The organism is Bacteroides sp. AM54-2NS (assembly GCF_003602935.1).
Classification (GTDB): Bacteria; Bacteroidota; Bacteroidia; order Bacteroidales; family Bacteroidaceae; genus Bacteroides; species Bacteroides xylanisolvens.
In genome coordinates, this window is record NZ_QTMZ01000004.1 from 109,236 (window position 1) to 135,220 (window position 25,985).

At 39.1% G+C, this 25,985-nt stretch carries 16 protein-coding genes and 2 pseudogenes; all 18 read left to right on the forward strand.

Annotated features, from left to right (window positions below):
• Positions 1 to 200 precede the first annotated feature (200 nt).
• The 18 genes and pseudogenes from DXA05_RS03770 (at position 201) to DXA05_RS03835 (ending at position 25,982) form a co-directional block, all read left to right on the forward strand.
• Positions 201 to 1,007, forward strand: coding sequence for a type IV toxin-antitoxin system AbiEi family antitoxin (locus DXA05_RS03770; protein ID WP_049702264.1), 807 nt, complete (start codon positions 201 to 203; stop codon positions 1,005 to 1,007).
• Complete coding sequence (locus DXA05_RS03775; RefSeq protein ID WP_004298164.1) at positions 1,004 to 1,804, forward strand: nucleotidyl transferase AbiEii/AbiGii toxin family protein; 801 nt, start codon at positions 1,004 to 1,006, stop codon at positions 1,802 to 1,804. The genes DXA05_RS03770 and DXA05_RS03775 overlap by 4 nt, the downstream gene beginning before the upstream one ends.
• Before the next feature lie 240 nt (positions 1,805 to 2,044).
• Positions 2,045 to 2,655, forward strand: a pseudogene (locus tag DXA05_RS03780) (DUF1793 domain-containing protein); the annotation flags it as partial.
• A gap of 235 nt (positions 2,656 to 2,890) precedes the next feature.
• A pseudogene (locus tag DXA05_RS03785) lies at positions 2,891 to 6,042 on the forward strand (TonB-dependent receptor).
• Between the two features lie 21 nt (positions 6,043 to 6,063).
• Entirely contained in the window at positions 6,064 to 7,101 is a 1,038-nt protein-coding gene (locus tag DXA05_RS26995; protein ID WP_284515399.1) for a RagB/SusD family nutrient uptake outer membrane protein, read from the forward strand.
• A 10-nt stretch (positions 7,102 to 7,111) separates the two neighbouring features.
• Positions 7,112 to 7,942: a RagB/SusD family nutrient uptake outer membrane protein gene (locus DXA05_RS27000; RefSeq protein WP_284515400.1), complete on the forward strand. Its 831-nt coding sequence runs from the start codon at positions 7,112 to 7,114 to the stop codon at positions 7,940 to 7,942.
• Positions 7,943 to 7,960: 18 nt separating this feature from the next.
• Positions 7,961 to 8,092 carry a hypothetical protein gene (locus tag DXA05_RS27005; protein WP_284515401.1) on the forward strand — a complete coding sequence of 44 codons (132 nt, stop codon included), beginning with the start codon at positions 7,961 to 7,963 and terminating at the stop codon, positions 8,090 to 8,092.
• A complete protein-coding gene (locus DXA05_RS27010) occupies positions 8,089 to 9,873 on the forward strand; it encodes a TonB-dependent receptor plug domain-containing protein (RefSeq protein ID WP_284515402.1) in 1,785 nt (594 codons plus the stop codon). Before DXA05_RS27005 ends, DXA05_RS27010 begins: the two co-directional genes overlap by 4 nt.
• Entirely contained in the window at positions 9,870 to 11,030 is a 1,161-nt protein-coding gene (locus DXA05_RS27015) for a TonB-dependent receptor (protein WP_284515403.1), read from the forward strand. The genes DXA05_RS27010 and DXA05_RS27015 overlap by 4 nt, the downstream gene beginning before the upstream one ends.
• Before the next feature lie 19 nt (positions 11,031 to 11,049).
• Entirely contained in the window at positions 11,050 to 12,846 is a 1,797-nt protein-coding gene (locus tag DXA05_RS03800) for a RagB/SusD family nutrient uptake outer membrane protein (protein WP_008024155.1), read from the forward strand.
• A 14-nt stretch (positions 12,847 to 12,860) separates the two neighbouring features.
• Positions 12,861 to 13,799: a DUF1735 domain-containing protein gene (locus tag DXA05_RS03805; RefSeq protein WP_004298180.1), complete on the forward strand. Its 939-nt coding sequence runs from the start codon at positions 12,861 to 12,863 to the stop codon at positions 13,797 to 13,799.
• Positions 13,800 to 13,968: 169 nt separating this feature from the next.
• The gene (locus DXA05_RS03810) at positions 13,969 to 16,776 is read left to right on the forward strand and encodes a TonB-dependent receptor (protein ID WP_118407901.1); all 2,808 of its coding nucleotides are present in this window, start codon (positions 13,969 to 13,971) and stop codon (positions 16,774 to 16,776) included.
• 4 nt (positions 16,777 to 16,780) lie between these two features.
• Entirely contained in the window at positions 16,781 to 16,960 is a 180-nt protein-coding gene (locus tag DXA05_RS27020; protein WP_284515404.1) for a hypothetical protein, read from the forward strand.
• 68 nt (positions 16,961 to 17,028) lie between these two features.
• Positions 17,029 to 18,534, forward strand: coding sequence for a RagB/SusD family nutrient uptake outer membrane protein (locus DXA05_RS03815; RefSeq protein ID WP_284515405.1), 1,506 nt, complete (start codon positions 17,029 to 17,031; stop codon positions 18,532 to 18,534).
• 32 nt (positions 18,535 to 18,566) lie between these two features.
• Complete coding sequence (locus DXA05_RS03820; RefSeq protein ID WP_128858807.1) at positions 18,567 to 21,683, forward strand: TonB-dependent receptor; 3,117 nt, start codon at positions 18,567 to 18,569, stop codon at positions 21,681 to 21,683.
• Between the two features lie 19 nt (positions 21,684 to 21,702).
• A complete protein-coding gene (locus tag DXA05_RS03825) occupies positions 21,703 to 23,412 on the forward strand; it encodes a RagB/SusD family nutrient uptake outer membrane protein (protein ID WP_128858808.1) in 1,710 nt (569 codons plus the stop codon).
• Positions 23,413 to 23,447: 35 nt separating this feature from the next.
• Complete coding sequence (locus DXA05_RS03830) at positions 23,448 to 24,389, forward strand: hypothetical protein (RefSeq protein WP_074638146.1); 942 nt, start codon at positions 23,448 to 23,450, stop codon at positions 24,387 to 24,389.
• A 240-nt stretch (positions 24,390 to 24,629) separates the two neighbouring features.
• Complete coding sequence (locus DXA05_RS03835; protein ID WP_049701655.1) at positions 24,630 to 25,982, forward strand: sulfatase-like hydrolase/transferase; 1,353 nt, start codon at positions 24,630 to 24,632, stop codon at positions 25,980 to 25,982.
• Positions 25,983 to 25,985: the final 3 nt, after the last annotated feature.

Sequence of the window (25,985 nt, forward strand, 5' to 3'; positions counted from 1 at the left end):
GAAAGGATTTCCCCCCTGTTACAAAACAGTTGTAGCAGGGGGAAACTTCATTTTAAGGCATTTCTCGAATAGTCACTTTTAATGATTAAGACAAAAATAAGCTATTCTTTCGATGATATATTAATGGATAAAATGCCTGTTTTTAATGCAAAAGTAATCTATTTATGATTATCTTTGCATTGAATTTAGCATATCAAGAAATGACAGTAAGAGAATGGATCAGAGAAAAAGAAATCAATGGGACTTCAACTTTTAGTGTTGAAGAGCTTCGTTCTTGTTTCATTGCTTCATCAGAACAAGTAATTAAGAATGAACTTTACCGATTAAAAATGCAGGGCAAAATTTTGTCTGTTTATAAAGGATTTTATGTAATTGTTCCCATACAATATGCTGCCAAACGTATTGTACCGCCAATATATTACATTGAACAGCTAATGAGTTTTCTGAAAAAACCCTATTACATTTGCCTGTTAAATGCTGCTGAATTATTAGGTGCTGCCCATCAACGTCCACAAAAGTTTTCAGTAATGACTATTCTTCCCAAATCGTCTGTTTCAGAAAATAAAAATAGTTTTTTGAGTTGGATATATCGCAAACAGATTCCTGATAGACTTTTACAAGAAAAGAATTCAGAAACAGGAACTATTCTTTTTTCTAATCCAGAGTTAACAGCTATTGACCTTGTACAATATGAGCAATATGTAGGTGGATTATCACGAGTGTCTACTGTATTAGCTGAACTTGTTGAAAAGACAGATTTCTCTAACGCAGTGGAAGATTATTTGTTTGATAATACATCCGTAGCAACTATTCAGAGACTAGGTTATATTTTGGATTGTATTCTCAATGAATCAGAACAGGCAGATACACTATATGAACAGTTACGGATTTATGATAAACGTTTGAATTATATACCTTTGAGTTCACGCCATCCTCGAATTTTGAAGGGTGCGAATAGACGTTGGAAAATAAATATAAATATTGATATAGAAATAGACGAACTATGATAAACAGAGCTGCTATAATGCAATGGAGAACACATGTTCCATGGAATGCAAACGAACAAGTTGAGCAAGATCTTATTATTAGTCGGGCATTAGTTGCCATCTTCAGTGATGATTTTTTAGCTTCCAAACTTGCTTTTAGGGGTGGAACTGCATTACACAAATTATATCTTTCTCCGCAGCCTAGATATAGTGAGGATATTGATCTTGTACAAATCGATGCAGAACCAATTAAATCTACTATGTATAGACTAGGTGAAGTCTTGAATTTCTTGCCAGACCGAGTCACAAAACAGAAAAGATTTAATAACACAATGCTTTTTCGTATGGAATCGGAGATACCACCGACTGTGCAAATTCGATTGAAAGTGGAGATTAACTGTTTTGAACACTTCAACGAATTAGGGCTAGTCAAGATTCCTTTTTCTGTAGACAATAGTTGGTTTACAGGACAATGTGAATTAACGACTTATAGACTGAATGAACTGTTAGGCACTAAGTTACGCGCATTATATCAGCGTAAAAAAGGTCGTGACTTATTTGATTTATACAAAGCTCTCACTTTACATGAAGTAAATCCGGATGAAATTATTCGCTGCTATAAACGATATATGGACTTTGTTGCCGGACAACCACCTACTTACAAACAGTTCATTTTGAACATGGAAGAAAAGATGAACGATATGGATTTCTTAGGGGATATCCAAAATCTAATACGTCCTAATGAGATGTTCAATCCTCAAGAAGGGTATGAGCTTATTAAAGAAGTATTGATTGAGCGTTTGAAAAAAGACTTTTAAATTCATATACTTTATTACATACACTTATCTATTTTTGATTTTGTTTTTTGGGGGAGGGAAAGACAAAATAATTCATAATTCAAGCACATTATCATTAATATACCTGATAAAAAATAAAAGCTATTTTTTATCAGGCAAAATCTCTGGTTTTTACCTGATACATCTTCTTATAACAATACAAAAACAACACAATAATGAATAATACACTAAATTACAGCAGGTTACATACTTATATCTTAGTTTGGACAGGACCCGGAAAACCAACTTTGCACGGATGATTTTGCTGGTCACTGGGCTCATAATGCCAATCTTTCAGTGAAAGCGATCATGGGCGTAGCTGGATACAGCGAAATGGCTCGTATGCTCGGTTTGAACGATGTGGCAGATAAATATGCTGCTATAGCTAAGAAAATGGCAGTGAAATGGGAAGAAATGGCGAATGAGGGAGATCATTACCGTCTGGCTTTTGACCGTAAAGATACCTGGAGTCAAAAATATAACATGGTTTGGGATAAGTTGTGGAACCTGAATTTATTCCCTAATAATGTTATCAGAAAAGAGATTAACTATTATTTGACAAAACAGAATCCTTATGGGCTCCCTCTAGACTCTCGTAAAGAATACACAAAATCCGACTGGATCATGTGGACGGCAGCTATGTCTTCAGATAAGGAAACCTTCCAGAAATTCTCTGATCCTGTCTATAAATATATCAATGAAACAGTATCTCGTGTACCTATCAGCGACTGGCACCATACAGACAGCGTAGATGGGTAGGCTTCAGAGCCCGTTCGGTGATCGGAGGATACTGGATGAAAGTATTAATGGATAAAGTTCAGAATAATCAATAAAGTTAGCACGACGTTTACTTCAAATTTATACATATGAGATCTTTAAAGAATATTACTATAAAATCAAATTATCTCATTTTGCCAATAGCATTATTGTTCATCAATAATGCTATGGCAAAAAGTTGTTGAAATGACAAAGGCTTACCAAATATGGGCTAAACGCTGTATAGTAGCACCTTACCCAAAAAAGAAATAAGAATGTTTTTTATACACACAACTTTTTAACGTTATTACTATGAAACATCAAAACTTGGAATTTAAGTGGATGTGTCTACTCTTTCTAGCTCTGCTACTCTCTCCTCCTCTACTTTGGGGGCAGAATCATAGCATTAAAGGACAAATTGTAGATGCAAAAAGTAATGAACCTTTAATAGGAGTAAATATTACTGTTGAAGGCACTTCGAATGGTACCATTTCTGACATAGATGGTCGGTTTACGCTATCTGTAGCTGCTAATGCTGTACTCAAAATCTCTTATATCGGCTATCAAGAAAAGAAAATCAAAGTGGATGATCTGAAAAAAGAGCCTATCATTTCTCTGGAAGAAGACAGCAAACAACTAGAAGAAGTAGTGGTAGTAGGTTATGGTATTCAGAAAAAGGTATCAAGTGTAGGCGCTATTACCCAAACTAAAGGAGAAGAATTGTTGAAAGGAGGTAATATCACTTCTGTATCAGAGGCTTTACAAGGCAAACTAAATGGTTTGGTAGCTATCAATACTTCAGGCAAACCTGGAGCTAGTGATACCAAAATGTACATTCGTGGCAAGGCTTCCTGGCAAAACTCTGACCCTTTGGTATTAGTGGATGGTATAGAAAGGGATATGAACGATGTTGACATGAATGAAATCGAGTCTATATCTATTCTAAAAGATGCCTCTGCTACAGCCGTATATGGGGTTCGAGGTGCAAATGGTGTAATATTGTTAACAACCAAACGCGGACAAGATAAGAAACCAAACATCAATTTTTCTACAAGCTTTGGTATTAAACAGACTACTGCAAATATGGAATGGGCAGATTATGTTACATCCATGAAAATGTATAATGAAGCTGTAGCTAATGACAACAACTGGAATCAACAAATTAAACAATCTGTTATCAATGCTTGGTCAAATGCTTTTGATACAGGCAACTACGGCCCTTATAATGATGTCTTTCCACAAGTAGACTGGTGGGATGAGTTGGTTAAACCAGGTTTTTCCCAACAATATAATGTGAATATCAGCGGAGGAACCAATTTCATGCGTTACTTCGCCTCCATCGGTTATCAAAATGACGGTGATATTTATGATTTACAGAAACAGGAGAATTTTGATCCAAGAAACTACTATCGCCGTTATAACTGGCGTTCAAATTTAGATTTTAATTTAACTAAAACGACTTCCTTATCAGTAAATATTGCAGGGAAAATGGGATACCGCAATGACAACTTTGCTGATGATGTGTACACTCGAATCATTGCGGCACCAACCAATTCTTTCCCGATAAAGTATAGTGATGGCTATTGGGGAGATGGATCTACTGCCGGCTATAATCCTGTTTGTAATATGAATACGAATGGATCACAACTGTATAAAACCTTTCAGGGATGGTATGATGTTCGTTTGGAACAAAAACTGGACTTTCTAACTAAAGGACTAAAAGCTGCCGCTAAAGTTTCATACACCTCTGCTTCCACTACTCGTTCTAGTATAAAGACTGGTGAAATTTGGGGTAACAATGATTTTGAATCCAGAAACAGTATTATTAAATACCATCGCGAATATGATTATTCTAATCCGACAGTCAATGCAGATGGTTCCCTCACTTACCCCATGATTTTGGAAAAACGATGGCCAAATGATGAGGATATTGAACTCCCTCCCAACGTTTCTTATGATAATTTGGATGGTTATAATCGTAAGTTATATTACGAATTCTCTGTGGAATATAATCGTTCATTCGGGAGTCATAATGTAACAGCGTTAGCGCTGATGAACCGTCAAGTATCTGATTCAAAAGATGATAAAGTTATCAAATTCCCAAGTTATCGTGAAGAATGGGTGGGACGTGTTACTTATAACTGGAAAGAACGTTATTTGGCGGAGATGAATATCTCTTATACAGGTTCGGAAAAATTTGCCCGAGGACAACGCTTCGGCCTGTTCCCTTCCTATTCTTTGGGATGGCGTGCTTCAGAAGAACCTTTTATAAAAAAACATGTTGGAGATGTGCTGACTAACCTAAAATTTAGATATTCATACGGAAAAGTCGGTAGTGATGCAGCTGCTGCACGTTGGAATTACATCCAATTATTTAATTCTTTAGGAAGTATTGAATTAGGAAATACACAAGGAGTCACACATAGCCCGCTCTATACAGAAGGAGATATTGCTAACTTGACTTCAACATGGGAAAAAGCGACTAAACATAACTTTGGAATAGAAATTGGCTTATGGAATAAGTTAGATTTAACTTTGGATTTATTTAAAGAGAATCGTAAAGATATTCTAATGACCCCACAAACTACGTCTTCTATTGTAGGAGCTACTTTTAACGCTATCAACCGAGGAGAAACAAAAAATCATGGTTTAGAATTAGAGTTACGCTGGAATGACAAAATCGGACGTAATTTTAATTACTGGGGAGCTTTAACTTTTGCAGCCAGCGAAAACCGGATTGTCTATAAAGATGATCCTAGAAATGCGGATGAGCACTTGAAAGCTGCAGGTAAACCGATTGATTATCAAAACCGTTTTATTGCGATCGGTAATTATGGTTCGATAGACGATGTGTTCAATTACGCACAAACAGCTATAAATGGTACTACAGCATCGCAAGTAATTCCTGGAGACCTTATCTATATAGACTTCAATGGAGACGGAATAATCAACTCAAACGACAAGGTAGTTGTAGACGAATTGAATTACCCATTGACTACCATCGGATTTTCTTTCGGGTTCAATTGGAAAGGACTTAACTTCAGTGCAATGCTCTATTCGCCACGCAATATATATAAGTTACAGTTCGATCAATATCTGTGGGATTTTCCAGCTTCAAACATACGTGTTCAACCAAAATCCATGGAACGATGGACGCCGGAAACAGCTAATTCATCGGGTGTTATGCGACCTGCTACACACTTGAACAATACATACAACAAAGTGGAAAGTACTTATCGCTATTCCGACTATTCGTATATACGATTAAAGAACATGGAGATAGGATATACATTCCCTAAAAAATGGTTGAGTGAAGCACATATCTCTAATCTTCAGGTTTACATGAACGGGAATAATTTACTAACCTCTGGAAAGGGGACAAACGCGTGGACCCTGAAACAGGAGGTGTAGGCAGCTATCCGATTGTCCGTACTTACACTTTAGGACTAAGAGTTTCATTTTAATCATATTCAAAAGAAATAAAGATGAGAAAAGTATTATTATATATCTGTTCAGTTTTCATTCTTGGTGGGATGACAAGCTGTGAAGACTTCTTAGATAAAAGGGAAGATGTAGGATTGACAGAAGATGATATCTTTAGGGATTACTATTCCTTACGAGGTTTCTTAGATCAATCTTTCAACCAATTGGAAAATGTTATGGTAATGGATAATTGGGAAAATGGACGCGCATTTGTCGGTCTCTTTGCAGACGAGATGGCAACCACAGATAATTCATCTGCCGTTTTTACTTTACATTCCGGAAACTGGTTAAGTAATGCCAAGTCAAATAAGACTTTCGAAATCGGTAATGCCGGAAGTACAGCTATATCTCGATCATATAAGGCATTGCGTATCAATAACCGCATTATTAATGATATCGATAAGGCTCCTTTGACACCTGAACAAAAAAATGAGATTCTGGGACAAGCTTATTTCTATCGTTCCTGGTTCTACTTTCAGATAATTAAAAGATATGGGGGAATGCCTATTATTGACAAGGTCTTTGAAGGTGGAGATGATGATATTCCCCGTATGACCTACCATGAATCACACGACTGGATGATGGAAGATATACAAAAAGCAATTTACATGTTACCTGACAGTTGGGATGATCCAAACTATGGAAGACCCACAAAAATTGCAGCAATGGCACTTAAAGAATGGGCACAGTTGTTTGATGCAAGTCCATTGATGCAGAATAATTTAAATTCTACAGAAAACAAAGGCTATGACACGGAACGCGCAAAATCCGCAGCAAAATCCGCTTATGAAGTAATACGTTATATGGATGGAAGCAAGTCTGCCCCTTATCCCTATGGTTTGGCTAGTAAAGAAGAATATACGAATGTTTCTATTTTAAATATCCACCTGTACATCAACCGGAGTACATTTGGGTCAAGCGACAATTTCCTAACGCTGCTAATCAAAACCAAAAACGCACTATCCGCACATTCTGGCAATATGAGGATCTTGCATTCGGTTCGGGACCAGATGGAAATTCCATGTGCTGCCCAAGTTTGAATATCTCAACATGTTTGACAAGAAGGGAGCAGACGGTATTTATTACCCGATTGATGACCCACGAAGCGGCTATGCACTTGACTATGACCATAAGCCATTTGAGGATCGTGATCCCCGTTTCTATAACAACATCCTTTTACCTGGAACAACTTGGGGACATTACGCTGATGGACGTACCTATTACATTACAACCTACAAAGGAGGAGCAGCCTATCAACACATGTTAACTCAAAAAGACTGCAACAAACGAATGTTCACAGGATTTATGTGTAAAAAGTTCATGTGGCCGGAATGCAATCAGTATCTTGAAAAGAACAATCCGAACTGTTGGTGGGACTATCGCTTCCTCACCATATATATCCGTGCTTCGCAAATTTATTTAGACTATGCAGAAGCGCTATTTGAGGGTTGCGGAAGTGCTACGGCAACTATTGAGGGATGTCCTATATCAGCTGCAGAAGCTATTAATATTCTTCGCAGACGAATTGGCTTAACAGATCTGCCATCAGATATTGTAGCCGATCCTGATAAATTCCGTGCAGCTTATCGCCGTGAGCGTGCCGTAGAATTAATGTTTGAAAATCATCGTTGGTGGGATATCCGCCGCTGGATGATCTTGGAAGAAACATTCAAGGATACTTATCCTATTAAGGGAGCATTATTCACACCACGAGAATCTAATCATGGAAGTATCACGGATAAGTCTACATTGACTTATGATTATGAACAAATCGATATAACTCCGGAAGTGCGTTCTTTTACAAAGAAGAATTACTGGTATCCTTTGCCTCAACATGACGTAGACGCATTGAATAATTTGCAACAAAACCCATATTGGTAATTAAAATGGCTTAATCAAATGAAAAGATATAATAAATTCATATTTATTCTGTTTGTCACTGCTATATTATCCGGCATAGCCACTTCGCTAGAAGCACAGGATAAACCTAAAAAGAAAAAAACAGCCCTTATTGAAGTGAAAGGCTGGTGACAGACAACACAGGTAAACCGCTAAGCGGAGTAACAGTATTGAGCGGTGAAGGTTCTATTATAAACTATACAGATGCAAATGGAAAATTTGCACTCAAAACAAAAGCTAATGGAACCTTATTAATTGAAGCGTTCGGTTATAAAGATGTTGTAATAAACCTCGCAAAAGAACAGCCCACTGTCATCAAATTACAAAATGAAGATCTATATGCTTCAGAAAGGGACATACACGAACGTGCAGACGGTGGAAAAACGTATCAGCGGGACCTGGTAGGTACAGTATCCAAGTTATCTATGGAAAATGTATTAAAATACCCTGATTTACAATTATCCAATGCCTTACAAGGACAGGCTGCCGGACTAATTGCTATTTCCGGTGATGGCGGCTTGGGCTATAACACATCAACATTATATGTACGTGGACAACACAATAATGGAACAAATACGGCCTTGGTTATTATTGACGGAATAGAACGTCCGATAGATGATATTTTACCGGAAGAAATAGAATCCATCGAAGTTTTAAAAGATGCTACAGCCAAAATCCTGTATGGAGCAGCTGCCACAAACGGAGTGGTCTTGGTACGTACTAAAAGAGGAGAAGCTCATAAACGAATTGTTCGTGTCGGGGTAGAATACGGTGTACAGCCCTCTACACGTGTACCTAAGTATCTGGATTCCTACAACTATTCAAAATTGTTTAATGAAGCTCGTATAAACGATGGGATGAATCCTTATTATACTGACACGCAATTAGAAGGATACAGAAATAGTAGTGGAGTCAATGATGTATTGTATCCAAATGTTGATTATTACAATGAGTTCTTATTGAACCAAAATATCTACCGAAAAGGTACAATTGAGTTTAATGGAGGTAATGAAGGTGTGAAATACGCATTAGTTGGCGGATATACCGGTGGTTCCGGATTAGAAAAAGTTGGAGAACGTTCGGCTTTACACCGTATGAATGCACGTGGTAATCTGGATATTAAAATCACCGATTTTCTTACAGTAACAGCAGATGTTGCAGCTCGTGTGGAACTGAAAAACTGGGGAGCAAAAGATGGTGCAGGCATATTCAGTACATTATCTTCTAATCGTCCCAATGAGTACCCTTTCATTATTCCTAATGAAACATTATCGGGACAGTTTACCCCCAATGAAGATGGCACGCCATTCTTCGGAGCCAGCACACGGATAGTAGACAATTTATATGCAGATATGGTTTATGGAGGTGACACTTCCGAAAGGTATGTAAATAGCCAGACAAACCTTGGAGCAAATTTTGACTTCAATAAATACGTTAAGGGATTGACATTTAATGCTTATGTAACTTTTGACAATTATAGTTACTTACGTCAAGAATTAAGGAATACCTATCCAACTTATGCCATTGACACTTATAGTGATTTAGACGGTGAAACTATCACCCGATATACACAGATGAAAAAGCTGGATTTGCCCAAAACGCAAAAGATAGCCTCCAATAATACCTACCGCTATTTTGGTATGCGTGCAGATATAGGATATGAACGCACATTAGGAGTGCATGACTTTTCAGCAATTGGCGCATTCCGGTATACAAAGAATGAGATGACAGGAATGACACAAGATTTTAAAGATGCCAACATCTCTCTGCGTTTAAACTATAGTTATGACAAACGCTATCTAGCCGAGCTGACTCTGGCTGGCATGGGATCCAACAAATTTGATAAAAACGATCGTTTTTTCTTTTCTCCGGCTGTAGGAGCTTCATGGATAATTCTAACGAAAGTTTCATGAAAGAAGCAAAAGCTGTTAACTTCCTGAAGCTAAAAGCAAGTTTCGGTGTATTAGGCTATACAGGTAATACTGGATTCTTCTTGTATCAAACTGGTTGGAATAATAATGGCAACTATAATTTCTTCCAGGATCAAACAGATCATAAAGTTAGTTTAGCTCGCTGGGGAAATCCAGATTTAACATGGGAATACTCTCAAGAGTTTAATATCGGTATCGAAGGATTATTCCTTAATAATCGCCTAAGCACAGAACTCAATTATTTCCATGAATGTAGAAAAGACATCATCGGAGTGAATAACGCCCAATATGCCGCTACAGCAGGGAATTATACAATGTATGAAAATATCGGTCAGGTGACTAATCAAGGTATAGATATTGCAATCAACTGGAAAGGGAATATCGGACGGGACTTTTTATACACAGTCGGAGCCAATATGACTTATTCAAAAAATAAATTAGATAAATGGAATGAAATAGAAGGAGTGGAAAGCTATCGTAAAGCCATTGGACGGCCTACTAGTACTATTTTTGGCTTACAAGCACTAGGATTATTTGGAAAAGACATTCCATTAGAAGATCACTCATTACAATCATACGGTATATATCAAAACGGCGATATTGCATACGCTGACTTAAACAACAATGGGATTGTAGATGATAATGACCGTATGAGCCTAGGGCAAAGTTTTCCTATAACCACTTGGGGAATCAATGTAGACCTCAAATACAAAGGGTTTGGACTTTATATGTTAGGAACTCTTCATACAGGTATTACTCAATTATGTACAAACGCTTATTATTGGAATAATGGTCTGAATGGATACTCTGAATTAGCATTAAATCGCTACCATGAGGTTAATAATCCTTCAGGTACAATGCCCCGATTAACAACAACGACAAAAAGCAACAACTTTCGTGATTCCAGTTTCTGGACAGAGAATGGCTCATTTTTCCGTTTGAAAAATGTAGAACTTAGTTATACATTTGAAAATAAGGCAGGTAGATTCTTTGCAAACAAATGTAAACTATTCGTACGTGGTACAAATTTGCTTACCTTCTCTAAAATAAAGGATCTGGACCCGGAAAGATTAAATGCCGGAATCACAAATTATCCGGCCTATATGACTGTAACCGGCGGTTTATCCGTCTCTTTCTAAACTTAAAAAATATGCAAATATGAAAATAAGCAAATTAATACTGTTAACCTGTATTTGGGGAAGTATTGTTTCTTGTGAAGATCTGCTTGACCCTAAATTGACAAATGAATGGTCCAGTGAGACCGTATGGACTAATCCCGATATGGCACAAGCCGTTTTGACGCAAGTATATGCAGATTTAATGGTTGTTCCGGATCATTATGATGATAATTTCTTAGATGCTGCAACAGACAATGCACTAACCCGAAATTATGGTTCGAGTGTATACCGAGCTAGCATGGGAGCATTCAGCCGATCAACAAATCCACTTGGAAATTGGGACAATATGTATGATAAGATACAAAGCATCAATCTATTCATGGAAAAAGGAGTTACAGATGATGTAATATACAATCGTGTAAGTAAAGAAACTGATCAGGCAATAAAGACTCGTTTACTTGGTGAAGCCTATTTTTTAAGAGCATGGTGCAGCTTCAAATTGTTACAAACTTATGGAGGACGAACAGACGAAGGAGAAGCATTGGGATATACGATCACCAACCATTTCATTGGTGATAAGGAATCTGCGAAGCCGAGCCTGTTTAAACGTGACTCGTATAAAGATTGCGTCAGCCAGATTGTTTCCGACTGTGAAGAAGCTGCCAGACGTTTGCCTGTAACTTACACAGGAGATGATGTAGTTGTCGGAAAATCTAAAATTGGTAGAGCTTGCGGATTAGCGGCAAATGCTCTTAAAGCAAGAACTTTGCTCTATGCAGCAAGTCCGGCTTATCAAGACAAGGATGTAATTCAAATAAATGGCATGGGTAATTTTACTGTATTAAATGAAGCTACTTATCAAGCTGGTTGGGAGCGTGCTGCCCTTTTTGCCAATGAAGTGCTCAAAGACGCAGGGATAAACTATACCTTTACAGCGATGGCTGCTAAAGATTTGGCTGACGCTGGCAGTGATACCCCGGCCGATTTTATTTTCCGCACCTACATGGGACTTGTACATGGTATGGAAAGCCGACACTATCCTCCTTTTTATTTGGGAAATGCACAAACAATTCCTTCCCATAATTTAGCTGCCGCCTTTCCTGCCAAAAATGGTTATCCAATAACAGATTCACGTTCATTATATGACGAGCAAGATCCGTATTTGATAGCTAGAGATAACCGATTCAATATGAATCTATATTATCAAGGAAAAAAATTTGGAGCTTATAACTCAAACATTGATGTATCTGAAGGTGGAAAAGATTCAGAGAGTTTTCACATTTATGCCAGTCGTTCGGGATATTATTTATCTAAGTTCTTGTCTACTACACAAAAAAATATGCTGGATCCGATTCAAACATTGAATTCTCGGCACTTTAACCCATTATTACGTAAAACAGAAGTTTGGCTGAATTATGCAGAAGCCGCCAATGAAGCATGGGGACCTGAAGGTAAAGGTGACGACTGCAAATATAGTGCTTATGATGTCTTAAAAATCATACGTGAAAAATCAGGTGGTATCACAGATGCTACCTATTTGTCAGAAGTAGCTTCTGAAGGTAAAGACGCATTCCGGAAATTAATCCAAAATGAACGTCGTATAGAATTTGCTTTCGAAGATCACCGTTTTTGGGATTTACGCCGCTGTTTACTTCCCCTAGATACCACTATTGAAGGAATACAAGTGACAAGAACAGATAACGGTCTTTCTTATGAAATAAAAGAAATAGAACAACGTCCGTTGGATGCACTTCGCTATTACTATTTGCCGTTACCTAACGACGAATTATTAAAGAACCCAAACCTCAAAAATAATATGGGGTGGAATAATAACTAATATTAGATACGATTATGAAAATTGCAAAAATAATATTGCTCGCTTTGACGACTTGTTTAACGTCTTGCTATGAAGATTATACGCATGATTATGAAACAACAAATGTTGGTTTTGCTTTACAGAACCCATTGCGCACAGTAATATCAGACCGTGACATGCCTATATATGTAGGAGTATCATTAGGAGGTAAACGAGAAGTTGACATGAATGATTGGGCTAAATTTACCTTGGATGCTTCTTTATTAGAGGGTACTCCTCTTACACTTCTCCCCAAAGAGTATTACATATTGGAAGATCCGGAGATATTTAAAGTGCGGAAATCTAATTTACCTGTAGCAGATGTTGAAATCAAGTTTACAGATGCTTTTTATACAGATCCATTAAGTCTGACTACCCATTATGCCCTCCCTTTCAAAGTTACAGAAAGTTCCATGAACACTATTCGCGAGGGAGCGGATTATTCTATTGTAGCAATCAAGTATGTCAGTTCCTTTTCCGGAGTTTACTACCTTCAAGGTGAAGTAAGTGAAGTAGACGATAATGGAAATACAATAGAAGGTACCACTGTGGTGTATAAAGAAAAAGACTTGATAAATAATAATACATTGGAACTAAGTACTCTCGCGAAAAATAAATTGTTAAGACCCGGAGTAGCAAACTTGGCAAAAAGCAACATCAATCGTTTCCAGTTGACAATCGACAACAACGGCGAATCAGGTTCAGACTACAATGTTCAAATAGAAGGTATAGAAGGAGGAGTTACAATCATTGAAGGAAATGGCAGCTACATTGCCCAAAGTCCGACTTACACCTTCAACAATGGAGACAAACCTTGTCCGGAAATCAACCTGAATTACACCTATGAATTGGCAGGCAAACGCTATAAAGTGAAAGAACAATTAGTGTTACGTCGCGATCCTGTGAATGATTTACGAGTAGAATCATGGAAGTAATCTAAAAACTTGAGACATGGGGAACTATATTGGTTTCTCATGTCTCAAAATGATAACAATAAATGGCTTCTCATACACCCATCAGTGATCGTCACCACACTGAAGGTGATAAATGGGACGGCCTCATCATCAAGCAATCTACTATGGTGTTAACTCAAAATTTATACGTATGAAGTTTTTAAGAAAAATTTTGTTGGTTGGACTACTCCCTGGTTTTCTTATAAGCCAGGCACAAAATGTCCAAAACAAAGAAGATGTACCCTTGGATTTAGGATATCGTGTACTCCCTATGGGAGATTATAACGGTTCAGCCTACACCATCTCGGGTAAACAGTTACGCAATCTACCTGTTACAAATCTTTCGGCAGTATTGGCCGGACTGGTACCTGGTTATTTTGCTCGACAAGTGCAAGGTGGTGGATTAGTGAATGAACAGAATTCATTTTGGATAAGAGGACAAAGAAGTAATTCGCCTGATGTATTAGTACTGGTTGATGGACAGGAACGGGATTTTGCTGTTTTGTCATCACACGAAGTAGAATCAATTACTGTATTGAAAGATGCTGCAGCAACAGCCTTATATGGAATGCGTGCAGGCAGTGGAGCTATTCTGGTTACAACTCGTAAGGGAGCAAAGGGAAAACCGCAGGTTGAATTGACAGCTCAAATTATAGCTCAACAACCACTTAAAGAGTTAAAGTCATTAAACGCAGCCGATTATGCGAGACAGCACAACATAGCCCGCTATAATGACAATATGGATCCCCTGTATTCGAACTATGATATAATGAATTACGCTAAGAATGATCCTAATTCCATTTTATATCCCAATGTAGATTGGGCTGATAAATATTTGAAGGATATCCGATGGAGCCAGCGCTATAATCTTAATATCCAAGGAGGAACAGAAAAAAGTACATATTTCGTGAATGCAATGTATACTCGTAACAATGGCTACTTCAATACAGATGATTCACATGATTATAGTACCAATCATTCTGCCGAACGGTTTAATATCCGTTCCAATATCGATTTTGCCGTAACTCGCACTACCCAACTGGATGTAAATCTGTATGGCTGGTATCAAAGTCAGAATGGCCCTGGCAGCGGAGCTGAAAATATCTATAAAAATCTAGTCACATTACCGCAAGGAATCTTCCCAAAATGGTACAATGACCAAGGATATACAGATCAATACGGCAATGTTATCAATGCAGAAGATGGGAAAATTGTAGCAGGAAATGCATTCCGTGAAAATCCATGGGCAATGCTAAATCGCTCCGGCTACTTCCAGGACAAACAATTGTATGGTTCTTTCCGCACAAAACTCTCACAGGATCTTTCCTTCATAACAGAGGGATTAAAAGCTTCTGTTGCTCTATCCATGGATTCACGCACAATTTCTTCTATCAGACGTACAATAACTTTCGCATATTACGAAAAGGATGCGACGAATGAGAATGTTCTCCGCCGGACCCGCGAAGATGACTCGATGATAAACAAGGTAGATAATACCAGTTCTTTCCGCCGAACCGGTATCGTGGCTCAATTAGATTATAACCGTACCTTTGGAAAACATGGAGTTTCGGCTTTAGCTTTCTATGAACAATATGAAAGCAATGATGAAATGGTATTGCCAACCCGATTCCAAAGCGCAAATGGTTGGTTCGGCTATAATTATGATAAAAGATATGGCATCGATGTTATCGGAGCTTATCAGGGATCTCACAAATTTGGTCCAGGACACAAATTCGGTTTCTTCCCTACAATATCTGCCGGATGGACTGTTTCTAACGAATCTTTCTGGAAAGATGCAAAAAAAATGGTGCCCTACCTGAAGCTAAAAGCATCTTATGGACAAGTCGGCAACTCATCCGGCGTAGACGCCTTTTATTACAGGGGACGTATGTGGCCGCAAAACGAAGTCTATATTACAGGGGTAAACATGGGAACAAAGCTTGGAGGATACATTCAGGATATACTTCCAAATCCCGGATTGACTTGGGAGAAAGCCAGAATTCTGAATATCGGAATAGATACCCGACTATTTTCAGACCGGTTATCTGTTACAGCAGAATTTTTTAAAGACAACCGTCATGATATGTATGTAGTAAATAACAAAATCAGTTCTCTTGTCGGCAATGTAAAGGAATTTAAGCAGAATATAGGCAAAATCAATAGCCATGGAGTAGACTTATCTGCCATGTGGAATTCAAATATTGCAGACTGGAGCTATTTCATAGGTGGTACATTTTCTTATTCTACGAATGAACTGATTGCAAATGGCGAAGTAGATCAGCCATACGAATGGTTGAAGAATCAGGGACGGCCTTTAGGAGAAAATCGAGGATACATTGCAAAAGGCTTTTTCAATTCTTGGGAAGAAATAGCAGCCTCTCCTGTACAAACATTCTCTGATGTCCAACCAGGTGATGTACGTTATGAAGATATAAACAAAGACGGACAGATTGATGTAAACGATATGGTACCTATCGGTTACGGAGACATTCCCAGAATCATGTATGGTATTAACTTAGGAGTCGGCTACAAAGGATTTTCGATCACCGCATTATTTCAGGGAGCCGCAAAAGTCTCTCATCAATATTCGGACATTGTGATGAATCCTTTCACAGATAACGGAACCATATTTGAGCATCAACTTGATTACTGGACACCCGAACACCAGCATGCAACATTCCCACGTTTAACAACACTGGACAATGCCAGTCTTAATAACAGGCAGATAAGTACATTAAATGTAAAGGATGCTGATTTCTTAAGATTAAAAACACTGGAAGTTGCCTATGACTTTCCTACAAAAATGATACAGAAAATCCATCTTAAGGGATTGAGACTTTTCCTTAGCGGAACGAATCTGATTACCTGGACAAAATATAAATGGGTTGATCCTGAAGCTCCTTCACTGGCAGCTCCTTTGACGAGAAACATGAGTATAGGTTGTTCCTTAAAATTCTGATAGCATGAAAAAATCGATAATTTATTTGGCAATAAGCGCAACACTAACATTTTCCGGTTGTGATTATCTGGATGACATGCCCTATGACTGGGCCCAGCCTGATGATATTTTTACGAATGAACAGAACTATCTAAAACCGATTAATCAGGTGTATGCATATATTCCCGAGGCTTCAACCACGTAGGAAATGCCTTTTTAGATGCAGCCACCAATGATGGAATAAGCACAATCATAGATTCGGATATTCATAAATTGTCTCGTGGGTATATCACTTCTTCAAATCCGATTGAAGAATGTTGGAATAAGTCATACAAGGGAATTCAACAAGCCATTTTTGCCCGCAAGTATTTGCGTGAGGCTGACTTGGTGTTACAAAATAAGACACAAGAAGACATCCAGGCATTTAAAGATACCTATTGTGCGGAAACTGAATGTTTACAAGCCTTATTTGAGTTTAACCTGTTAAGACACTACGGAGGCTTTCCTATTGTCGATCGTATTTACGAAGTCGACGATCCTGAACTGCAGACAAAGGCAAGAGACTCTTTTAAAGACTGCGTCAATCACATCGTACAGTTATGTGAGAGTGCTGCCGCTGTATTGAAAGTTGATCCGGAAGGTGGGAATGGTTCTTATGGCCGTATGACTAAAGGAATGGCACTTGCTATTAAAGCCAAGACATTACTCTATGCCGCAAGCCCACTCTACAACAGAACGGATAATAACGATCCACTACTAGGCTATACTGACGGCTCGGATGTGACGGAACGTTGGAAACTTGCAGCCAAAGCTTGTGCAGATGTAATCAATCTAAATGCAGACGGAACAATATCTCCGAATGGAAGTAAAAAATATAGTCTGATAGCTCTTACTGCTGCTAAAACGTACGACAAGATCTTTATCAATGCCAATCCTAATCCGGAATATATCCTATTCTATACGGCTGCTAAGGACAATGCTCTGGAAAACAGACATTATCCCCCTACAATATCAAAAGATCAGGGAGGAGGTACAGTACCTTCACAGCAATTGATCGATGCATTTACCATGAAAGATGGAAGCGATTATACCCATTCTTCTGACGGTGCAAGCATGTATACTAACAGAGACCCGCGTTTGACAGCAATTATCGGATATGACGGTTCGGTTTATGGAAAGAATACCATTTATACGCGAATTAGTGATAACACAACCATAGACGGACTCAACCAAGTGAAGAACCGTTCGACCAATACGGGATATTATTTAGCTAAATTCCTGGACAAAACACTGAACTTCGGACAGGCCAATGTGGGTACCGTTTTCCACTTATTCCCTATGATTCGCTTATCTGATATCCTACTTTCCTACGCAGAAGCCATGCATCACGCTTACGGCATGAATGCGGATCCAGAAGGCTATGGTTTGACAGCAATAGAAGCCGTACAAAAAATACGTACCAGAGCAGGATTCGGAACAAATGATAAATTTCTTAATGGGGTGACAGATAACAACTTTATGGAAAAAGTGAAGCAAGAACGCCGTATCGAACTCTGTTTTGAAGAACATCGTTACTTCGATTTGCGACGTTGGATGGATGGCAATCAACTTAGAGAACCTATTATCGGAATGAAAGTAGAAGAAAATGCTTCCGGGCTTCATTATACACGCATTACAGTAGATGAAGCACGCAATTTTAAAGATTACATGTATTATCATCCTATTCCTCTGAAAGTAATCAAGGAAAGCCCTTCCATCCAACAGAATCCAGGTTGGTAACGGGCATCAAAACTATTTAATAGATAGAAAACATGAAAAAGATAATAATATTATTCATATGCTTAACCAGCTCCATCTGGCATGTCTGTGCACAAACCAAAGTTAGCGGAATTGTTAAAGATGCCCAAGGAATGGAGATGATTGGCGCTACTGTCCTTCAGAAAGGGACTAATAATGGAATAGTGACTGGTTTGGATGGCAAATTTACTCTTACATTGTCCAACGAAGCAGAGCAAACACTTCTTATCTCAATGATCGGCTTTATAGAACAATCTATTGCCATAAAAAAGAATCATCCTTTTATCAATGTCACTTTGGAAGAAGACATTGCACAATTAGATGAAGTTGTTGTGGTGGGATATGGAACACAGAAAAAAGTATCTCTGACCGGTTCAATTTCTAATGTCGGAACTGAAGACTTGAAAAGCATGCCTGTATCAAGTGTCACAAACGCTTTAGGTGGCCGCATCCCGGGACTAGTAACCCGACAAGAGAGCGGACGTCCCGGCGGTGATCAGGCTACGATGTTTGTTCGTGGTCGTGCTTCATTGAACGACTCTAGCCCCTTAGTACTGATTGACGGAGTAGAACGACCTATGGCGCAAATCGACCCTGATGATATTGAAACTATCTCCGTGTTAAAGGATGCTTCTGCAACAGCCGTATACGGTGTACGAGGAGCCAATGGTGTGATATTGGTAACTACCCGGAGAGGTCGTGAAGGAGAAACTCAAATTTCTTTCTCATCTGAATTTGGTATTACTTCCTTCAATCGCATATCCCAAACCCTAAATTCAGAATCCGTTTCAAGATTCATGCGTGAGGGTGCTATCAATGATGGCTTTGACCCTTCCGATACCGGTAATACTCGCGGCCTTTTCCTGTCAGAATATGACAACTATCTATATCGTACCCAGAAAAGTCCGTTTACACACCCGGACAATGACTTTGTAGATATGTTTACGAAAAATGGTCTCCAACAGAAATACAATGTAAACCTATCGGGCGGAAATAAAACAGTACGTTACTTCGTCTCTGTGGGATACTTCACTCAAACCGGTATGTTTGAGACAGACGTAGACAAAATTAAAGAGCATGAGACAATACAAACTCTTTTAGAAGCCTCGCCCGATGTAGCAAAAGGCTTATACAAAGAAGGTTATAATTCGGAATATAAGTACAGTAGGCTCACCACTCGTTCGAATATCGATATCAACCTAACTGAAGATTTCAAGGTATCCGTGAATCTTGCTTATCGTTTCGGAAGTCAGAACCGCCCCTATGGCTATGATGCTGACGGACAGGAAGCACTGCGTCTGTTCGGCATGTTCTACCGCAATTCTCCTCAAGCATTCCCAATCTTAAATGCGAATGGAACTTATGCCGCCGCCGATGGTATATGGAGACAGAATCCACTCGTGACATTATGCTATTCAGGATTTTTTCTTAATTTCAATAACAAACTTGAGACAGATTTTGCTTTTAAATATAACCTAAGGAAACTGTTAAAAGGATTAAGTATAGACGGAAAATTCTCTTACGATGCAGGCTGGAGCAATAACCGAAGCATACAGCAGCGTCCCAATATCTATCAATATAATCCTGTAAACGGGACTTATAAACAAGGACTTGAAATGGTGTTGCCAACAAAAGCCACCAATAAAACGGCAGCTACACATCGGAAGTATGCTGAAGCGGCAGTTCGTTATAAGCAATCCTTCTCCGGACATAATATATCTGGACTGGTACTTTATAATATGAGTTACACTTCCACTCCCGGTGGACGCTATTCTTATGTACCTCATATCTATCAGGCTTTAGTAGGACGTGTTAACTATGATTATGAGAATCGCTATCTATTCGAAGTTAACGCAGGCTATAACGGCTCAAACCGTTTCGCGGAAGGACACCGTTATCAGCTCTTTCCTGCAGCATCAGTGGGATGGGTACTGACTAACGAACCTTTCTTTAAAGAAAACCCTATCTTAAGTTTTACTAAACTACGCTTCTCTTATGGTGAAGTTGGTAATGACAAGCTGGGAGGTTTCTCTTACTATTATCGTTCAGGATACGATGAAGGACTAGGCTACACTTTTGGAGAGACACATAACCCTGCGATTAAAGGTCTGATTCAAGGAAAAAGCGCCAATGAAAATATCACATGGGAAGTTGCACGGAAATATAACTTAGGACTTGAGACCAAATGGTTGAAAGATAAAATATCTGCCAGTATCGACTTTTTTAAAGAACGTCGTAGTAATATCCTATGTGAACCGGAAAGATATTCTCAAGCAGCCGGTTCAAACGGATTGGCTCCCATAAACTATGGTGTCGTAACAAATCAAGGATATGATTTGGAGATAGGCTATCAAGATCAAAAAGGAGATTTTGGATATTCTATAAAAGGGATTTATGGATATGCACACAATGAAATTGTAGAGAAAAGTGAATCTGTAAAGCCCTATGCCTATATGTCACAAACGGGAAATCCCATCGGGCAGTTTATCGGCTATATTTCCGACGGTTTCTTTAGCTCTTATGAAGATGTAGCAAGTTCTCCCGTTCAATTCGGACAAGTAAGCCGACCTGGAGATATTAAATATAAAGACTTGAATCATGATGGAGTGATCGATTCTAACGACCAAGCTCCTATCGGCTATAATCCGGTACCCGAAATGACTTTCTCTCTTGCTGCCGGTTTGAACTGGAAAGGAATTGATTTTAGTATATTGCTTCAGGGAGCTGCCCGTTCATCCATCTATCTGCAACAGGATATTGCATGGGATAATTTCTGGGGTAATTATTACGAAGAGCATATCGGAAGATGGACACCGGAAACAGCCGCAACAGCAACGTACCCACGTTTCACTAAAGCAGCTACTGCCGCGCATCCTAATTATTATAAATCTGACTATTGGTTGAAAGACTCCAAATACTTGCGTCTGAAAAACATTCAGTTAGGTTACACTATACCTCGCAAACTATTGAAAAAATTCGGAGTACGTTCACTTAGAGTATATGCGAATGCCTACAATCTCTTTACATGGGATAACGTAAAGAAGGTAGATCCTGAATCATCGAACAATAGTAATGGACAATTCTATCCACAACAAAAAGTAATAAATTTTGGTATCAACCTGAATTTCTAATGTTTGAAATGAATAATTTATGAGAAAACTATTTATATCCTTTGTAACGGCTGTCCTGCTTGCCAGTTGTAGTGCAGATAGCCTGATGAAAGAAACCGAACTGGATCTTACGGATACAGAGAAAGTTTATTCGGACATTACATTGACCCGCAAAGTTGCATACGACTTGTATGCACGTATGCGCATGGGGAGAGACCGCCTTGGCAGTTTTGGTTTTTTGGCAAACATTGGTGGTTCACCTTGTATGCTTGACAACGCAACAGACGATGGAGCCGGAAATACAACCCGTGCCGGAGGGGCAGTTATTCCCGAACTCGAGAAATTTATCAAAGGGGGAATTGATGCTTCCAAAGGTTTGATTGGCGGTGACCATCCATGGACATTTTACTATAAAGCCATCCGTTCTGCAAACACATTCCTGAACAACGTAGACCGTTCACCATTGGAGGATGCAGAGAAGATTTCCCTGAAAAACCAAGTACGCTTTCTGCGTGCATTGTATCACCACGAACTGTTTCGTTTCTACGGAGCATTAGTAATCGGAGACAAAGAACTCGATCCGTTACTTTATGACGAAATCAAACGTGAATCGTTAGAAACCACAGTCCGTTGGATTGCTAATGAATTCAAAGAACTTGCAGAGCCGGGAGTATTGCCCGACAAATACGATGCAGCAGATTACGGAAGAGCTACCCGGGGAGCAGCCCTAGGCTATCTGGCACGCACATTACTTTATGCAGCAAGTCCCTTACACAATGCGTCCGGAGTAACTTGGAGAGAAGCGGCTGATGCTGCCTACGATATGATTGAATATGCTGACAATGGAGATTTCTATCGTTTATATGAAGATCCGACCACTCCCGAAAAGAGCTACACACGATTATTCAATACCCGTGCCAATGGTGAGGTAATCATGGGATTTCTCCGTGCACCGGCAAATGACCTTTACGGAATGATGCCTGCCTTTGATCCCTGGAATGTAAATAAAGAGCTACTGACTTGTCCGAACCAATGGCTGGTAGACTGTTATGATATGCTCGACGGTTCACAGGCCATTCTCGGTTACGAATCAAATACGAAAGCTATTATTAACCCGAACTCCGGTTACAATGAAAATTCTCCTTATGCTAACAGGGATCCCCGTTTGGCACAGAGCATTCTATGTGATGGTGCTACCTGGCCTTTGGTCAACGGTAAGCCAGCTACAATAGACCTGTCAAAATCATATAGATGGGGAAGCGGATACTTCCTGACAAAGTTCCTGGATGACCGTATCGATCATCGAAAAGGTGGTACCACTTACATGGACTTTCCAATGATGAGATATGCAGAAATCCTGCTCGATTATGCAGAAGCCGAGAATGAGGCTGAAGATACGAATACAGCCAGAGAAAAAGCAATAGCCCAGCTTAACAGGATACGTCGTCGTGCCGGTATCACGACAGACTTACTGGCCGCAGATTATAATCAGGCAACCCTTCGGGAACGCATACGCAAAGAACGCCGTGTAGAACTTTGTTTTGAAGATCATCGATTCTTTGATATAAGAAGATGGCTGATAGCAAAAGATGTAATGAGATTACCGGCTGTCGGAATAAAGAAAATTAACGGTGAATATCAACGGGTAACTTTAGATACACGAAACTATAACGAGCGCATGAACTTGGCTCCAATACCACAGGATGAAGTTAATAACTGCCCGAATATCTACCAGAATCCAGGATACTAATCTAAATAGAATGTTTACTTAAAAAAAATAAAGTCATGAAAACAAATAGTATAATTGCATTAATTCTGTCAATCAGTTTATTTGGATTATTCGGTTGTGCAGATAAATATGAAGTTGATTATGAAGCACCTGTCAAAATCGAATTTGCGGGTGTCGATCAGAATAATAGAATATCATTAACGAAAGGGATTGCTGAATACACGGCAACCGTCAAAGTACAGGGAGAAATCATGAGTTTTGAAATTTATCAGGCAGACTCCAAAACCGGAATGCAGGGAAGTCTGATAGAAGAAACTGCCCAGTCATTTGCAGACGGAACGACTAATTACGAAACAACTTACAAGTTTACTTCTTTAAAAGAGAATGCCTGTATTACAGTAGTCGTTCTAGGTACCGACGGCCATACGTACCAACGTAACTTATTGGTAGAGATTACTCCTTCTGTTTTATTCTCCGATCCGGATTACGGAAAAGATGGAGAAATAGTAGAGACAGCTTCAGCTTATTATGGTTGTTATTATGCAACATGGCTTCTTGGACGCACCTATATGGCTGCTGATGCCATGAAATATACAAACGAAGTCGATTTCTCACTCGGAGATATTATCTTGCCTTCAGGAAGCGAAGCTGTACCAGCTCTTGTTTCACCTGCTAAAAGAAGTGATTATGGCTTGATGACAATTAATGGTTTACAACACACATTATTTGCTGAAACCTCTTTATCACAATCAGAATTTAATGCAATCTCCCAAGTAGATGCAACTCCGATAGAAAATCTGGCAGATCCAACCTCCGAAGTCTTAGCTATTCAGGCAGATAAAGTTTACCTGTTCAAAACTGCCAATGGAAAGAAAGGATTGATTTGCATACAAAAAATAACAGCAAAAACTGGTACTATCGAAGTCTCACCGGATAATTGGGTAGAAAACACTAAATACTCATGGGTACAATTACTGACTAAAACCGTGGCGAAGTAAAGCTCCCATTCAAGATACCTTCTCCAATGATCGTATCATAGAATAATTAGAAGAATAGAGAAGTTCTCGGTTTCTACGAGCTTCTCTATTCCTGTTTTCTCAATAGAAGAAAGAAGAAATCTATCATTCTACCATTTTTTTTCCTTTATTGATTAGTATTTTTCCTTCCTTCTCTGATATCTTCCCTACTTTTGCGAAAAGTCATCATGAAAAACTGAAGTTAATTAAATCACAATAATTATGAATCTGAAAAAACATTTACCCTGGCTGGGAGCCCTACTCCCCATTGCTAACACACAAGCAGAAACAAAACCTAATGTAGTAATTATCTATATCGATGATATGGGTATCGGTGACATAGGTTGTTATGGAGGCAAATTCGCTCCTACACCTAATATTGACAGGCTAGCACAAGACGGGTTATTATTCAACCAGTATTATTCTTCTGCGCCGGTTAGTTCTCCGTCTCGCTGTGGATTGACCACAGGTCTCTTTCCTCTTGAAGTGGGAATCAACACTTTCCTGAACGACAAAGCTGCTAATAAGAGATGCGAACAACGTAATTTCCTTGATGATAAGTTACCCTCCATGGCACGTGCTTTCCAAAATGCAGGTTACTCAACAGGACACATCGGAAAATGGCACATGGGAGGCGGACGCGACGTACATAACGCTCCTTCTATTAAGAATTACGGTTTTGACGAATACATATCAACCTACGAAAGCCCGGACCCGGAACCAGCAATCACTGCTACCAAATGGATCTGGTCGGATAAAGACAGCGTGAAACGCTGGAGACGAACGGAATACTTTGTAGATAAGAGCATTGAGTTTGTAAAAAAGCATAAAGGCGAACCTTTTTTCCTGAATCTATGGCCGGATGATATGCATACCCCTTGGGTACCGGAATTCAAACAAAAGGAAAGAAAAAGCTGGGAAACACAAGAAGCATTTGCTCCCGTCCTTGCTGAAATGGACAAACAGCTTGGACGTTTTATCAAAGCACTGGATGATATGGGGCTGGCGGAAAACACAATCATTATTTTCACTAGCGACAATGGCCCTGCACCCAGCTTTAAGTCTGTACGTTCCGCTTATTTGAGAGGAACTAAAAATAGTCTTTATGAAGGTGGTATTCGTATGCCTTTCATCATCAGATACCCCAAGAAAATTAAAGCCGGACAGGTAAATAACGAGTCTGTGTTATGTGCTGTAGATTTATATCCGACTCTCTGTTCAGTAGCCGGAATCAAAACAGAAAAAGGCTATAAAGGTGATGGGCAGAACTATGCAAAAGTTCTTCTCGGTAAATCGGAAGCTAAACGCAAGACTGATTTAATGTGGGACTTCGGACGAAACAAACATTTTGGCTTTCCAGGAAACCCTTATGACAGAAGCCCCCATTTAGCTATACGCAGTGGAAAATGGAAATTATTAGTAAACGGTGACGGAAGCGATGCGCAATTATATGATATGGAAAAGGATAAGTTCGAAAAGAATAATATCGCAAATGAGCATCCTGATTTGGTTGCCAAGTTGAGCAAGAAAGTATGTAAATGGTTTGAGGAAAACAAAGACAAAGGAAAAGAGTAATAC

Coding starts and splice junctions, on each gene's coding strand:
- DXA05_RS03770 (WP_049702264.1), top strand. CDS start 201: ATGACAGTAAGAGAATGGATCAGAGAAAAAGAAATCAATGGGACTTCA.
- DXA05_RS27020 (WP_284515404.1), top strand. CDS start 16,781: ATGAAAAAATCGATAATTTATTTGGCAATAAGCGCAACACTAACATTT.
- DXA05_RS03830 (WP_074638146.1), top strand. CDS start 23,448: ATGAAAACAAATAGTATAATTGCATTAATTCTGTCAATCAGTTTATTT.
- DXA05_RS03775 (WP_004298164.1), top strand. CDS start 1,004: ATGATAAACAGAGCTGCTATAATGCAATGGAGAACACATGTTCCATGG.
- DXA05_RS03825 (WP_128858808.1), top strand. CDS start 21,703: ATGAGAAAACTATTTATATCCTTTGTAACGGCTGTCCTGCTTGCCAGT.
- DXA05_RS26995 (WP_284515399.1), top strand. CDS start 6,064: ATGAGAAAAGTATTATTATATATCTGTTCAGTTTTCATTCTTGGTGGG.
- DXA05_RS03805 (WP_004298180.1), top strand. CDS start 12,861: ATGAAAATTGCAAAAATAATATTGCTCGCTTTGACGACTTGTTTAACG.
- DXA05_RS03835 (WP_049701655.1), top strand. CDS start 24,630: ATGAATCTGAAAAAACATTTACCCTGGCTGGGAGCCCTACTCCCCATT.
- DXA05_RS03800 (WP_008024155.1), top strand. CDS start 11,050: ATGAAAATAAGCAAATTAATACTGTTAACCTGTATTTGGGGAAGTATT.
- DXA05_RS27000 (WP_284515400.1), top strand. CDS start 7,112: ATGTTTGACAAGAAGGGAGCAGACGGTATTTATTACCCGATTGATGAC.
- DXA05_RS27015 (WP_284515403.1), top strand. CDS start 9,870: ATGAAAGAAGCAAAAGCTGTTAACTTCCTGAAGCTAAAAGCAAGTTTC.
- DXA05_RS03820 (WP_128858807.1), top strand. CDS start 18,567: ATGAAAAAGATAATAATATTATTCATATGCTTAACCAGCTCCATCTGG.
- DXA05_RS27005 (WP_284515401.1), top strand. CDS start 7,961: ATGAAAAGATATAATAAATTCATATTTATTCTGTTTGTCACTGCTATA.
- DXA05_RS03810 (WP_118407901.1), top strand. CDS start 13,969: ATGAAGTTTTTAAGAAAAATTTTGTTGGTTGGACTACTCCCTGGTTTT.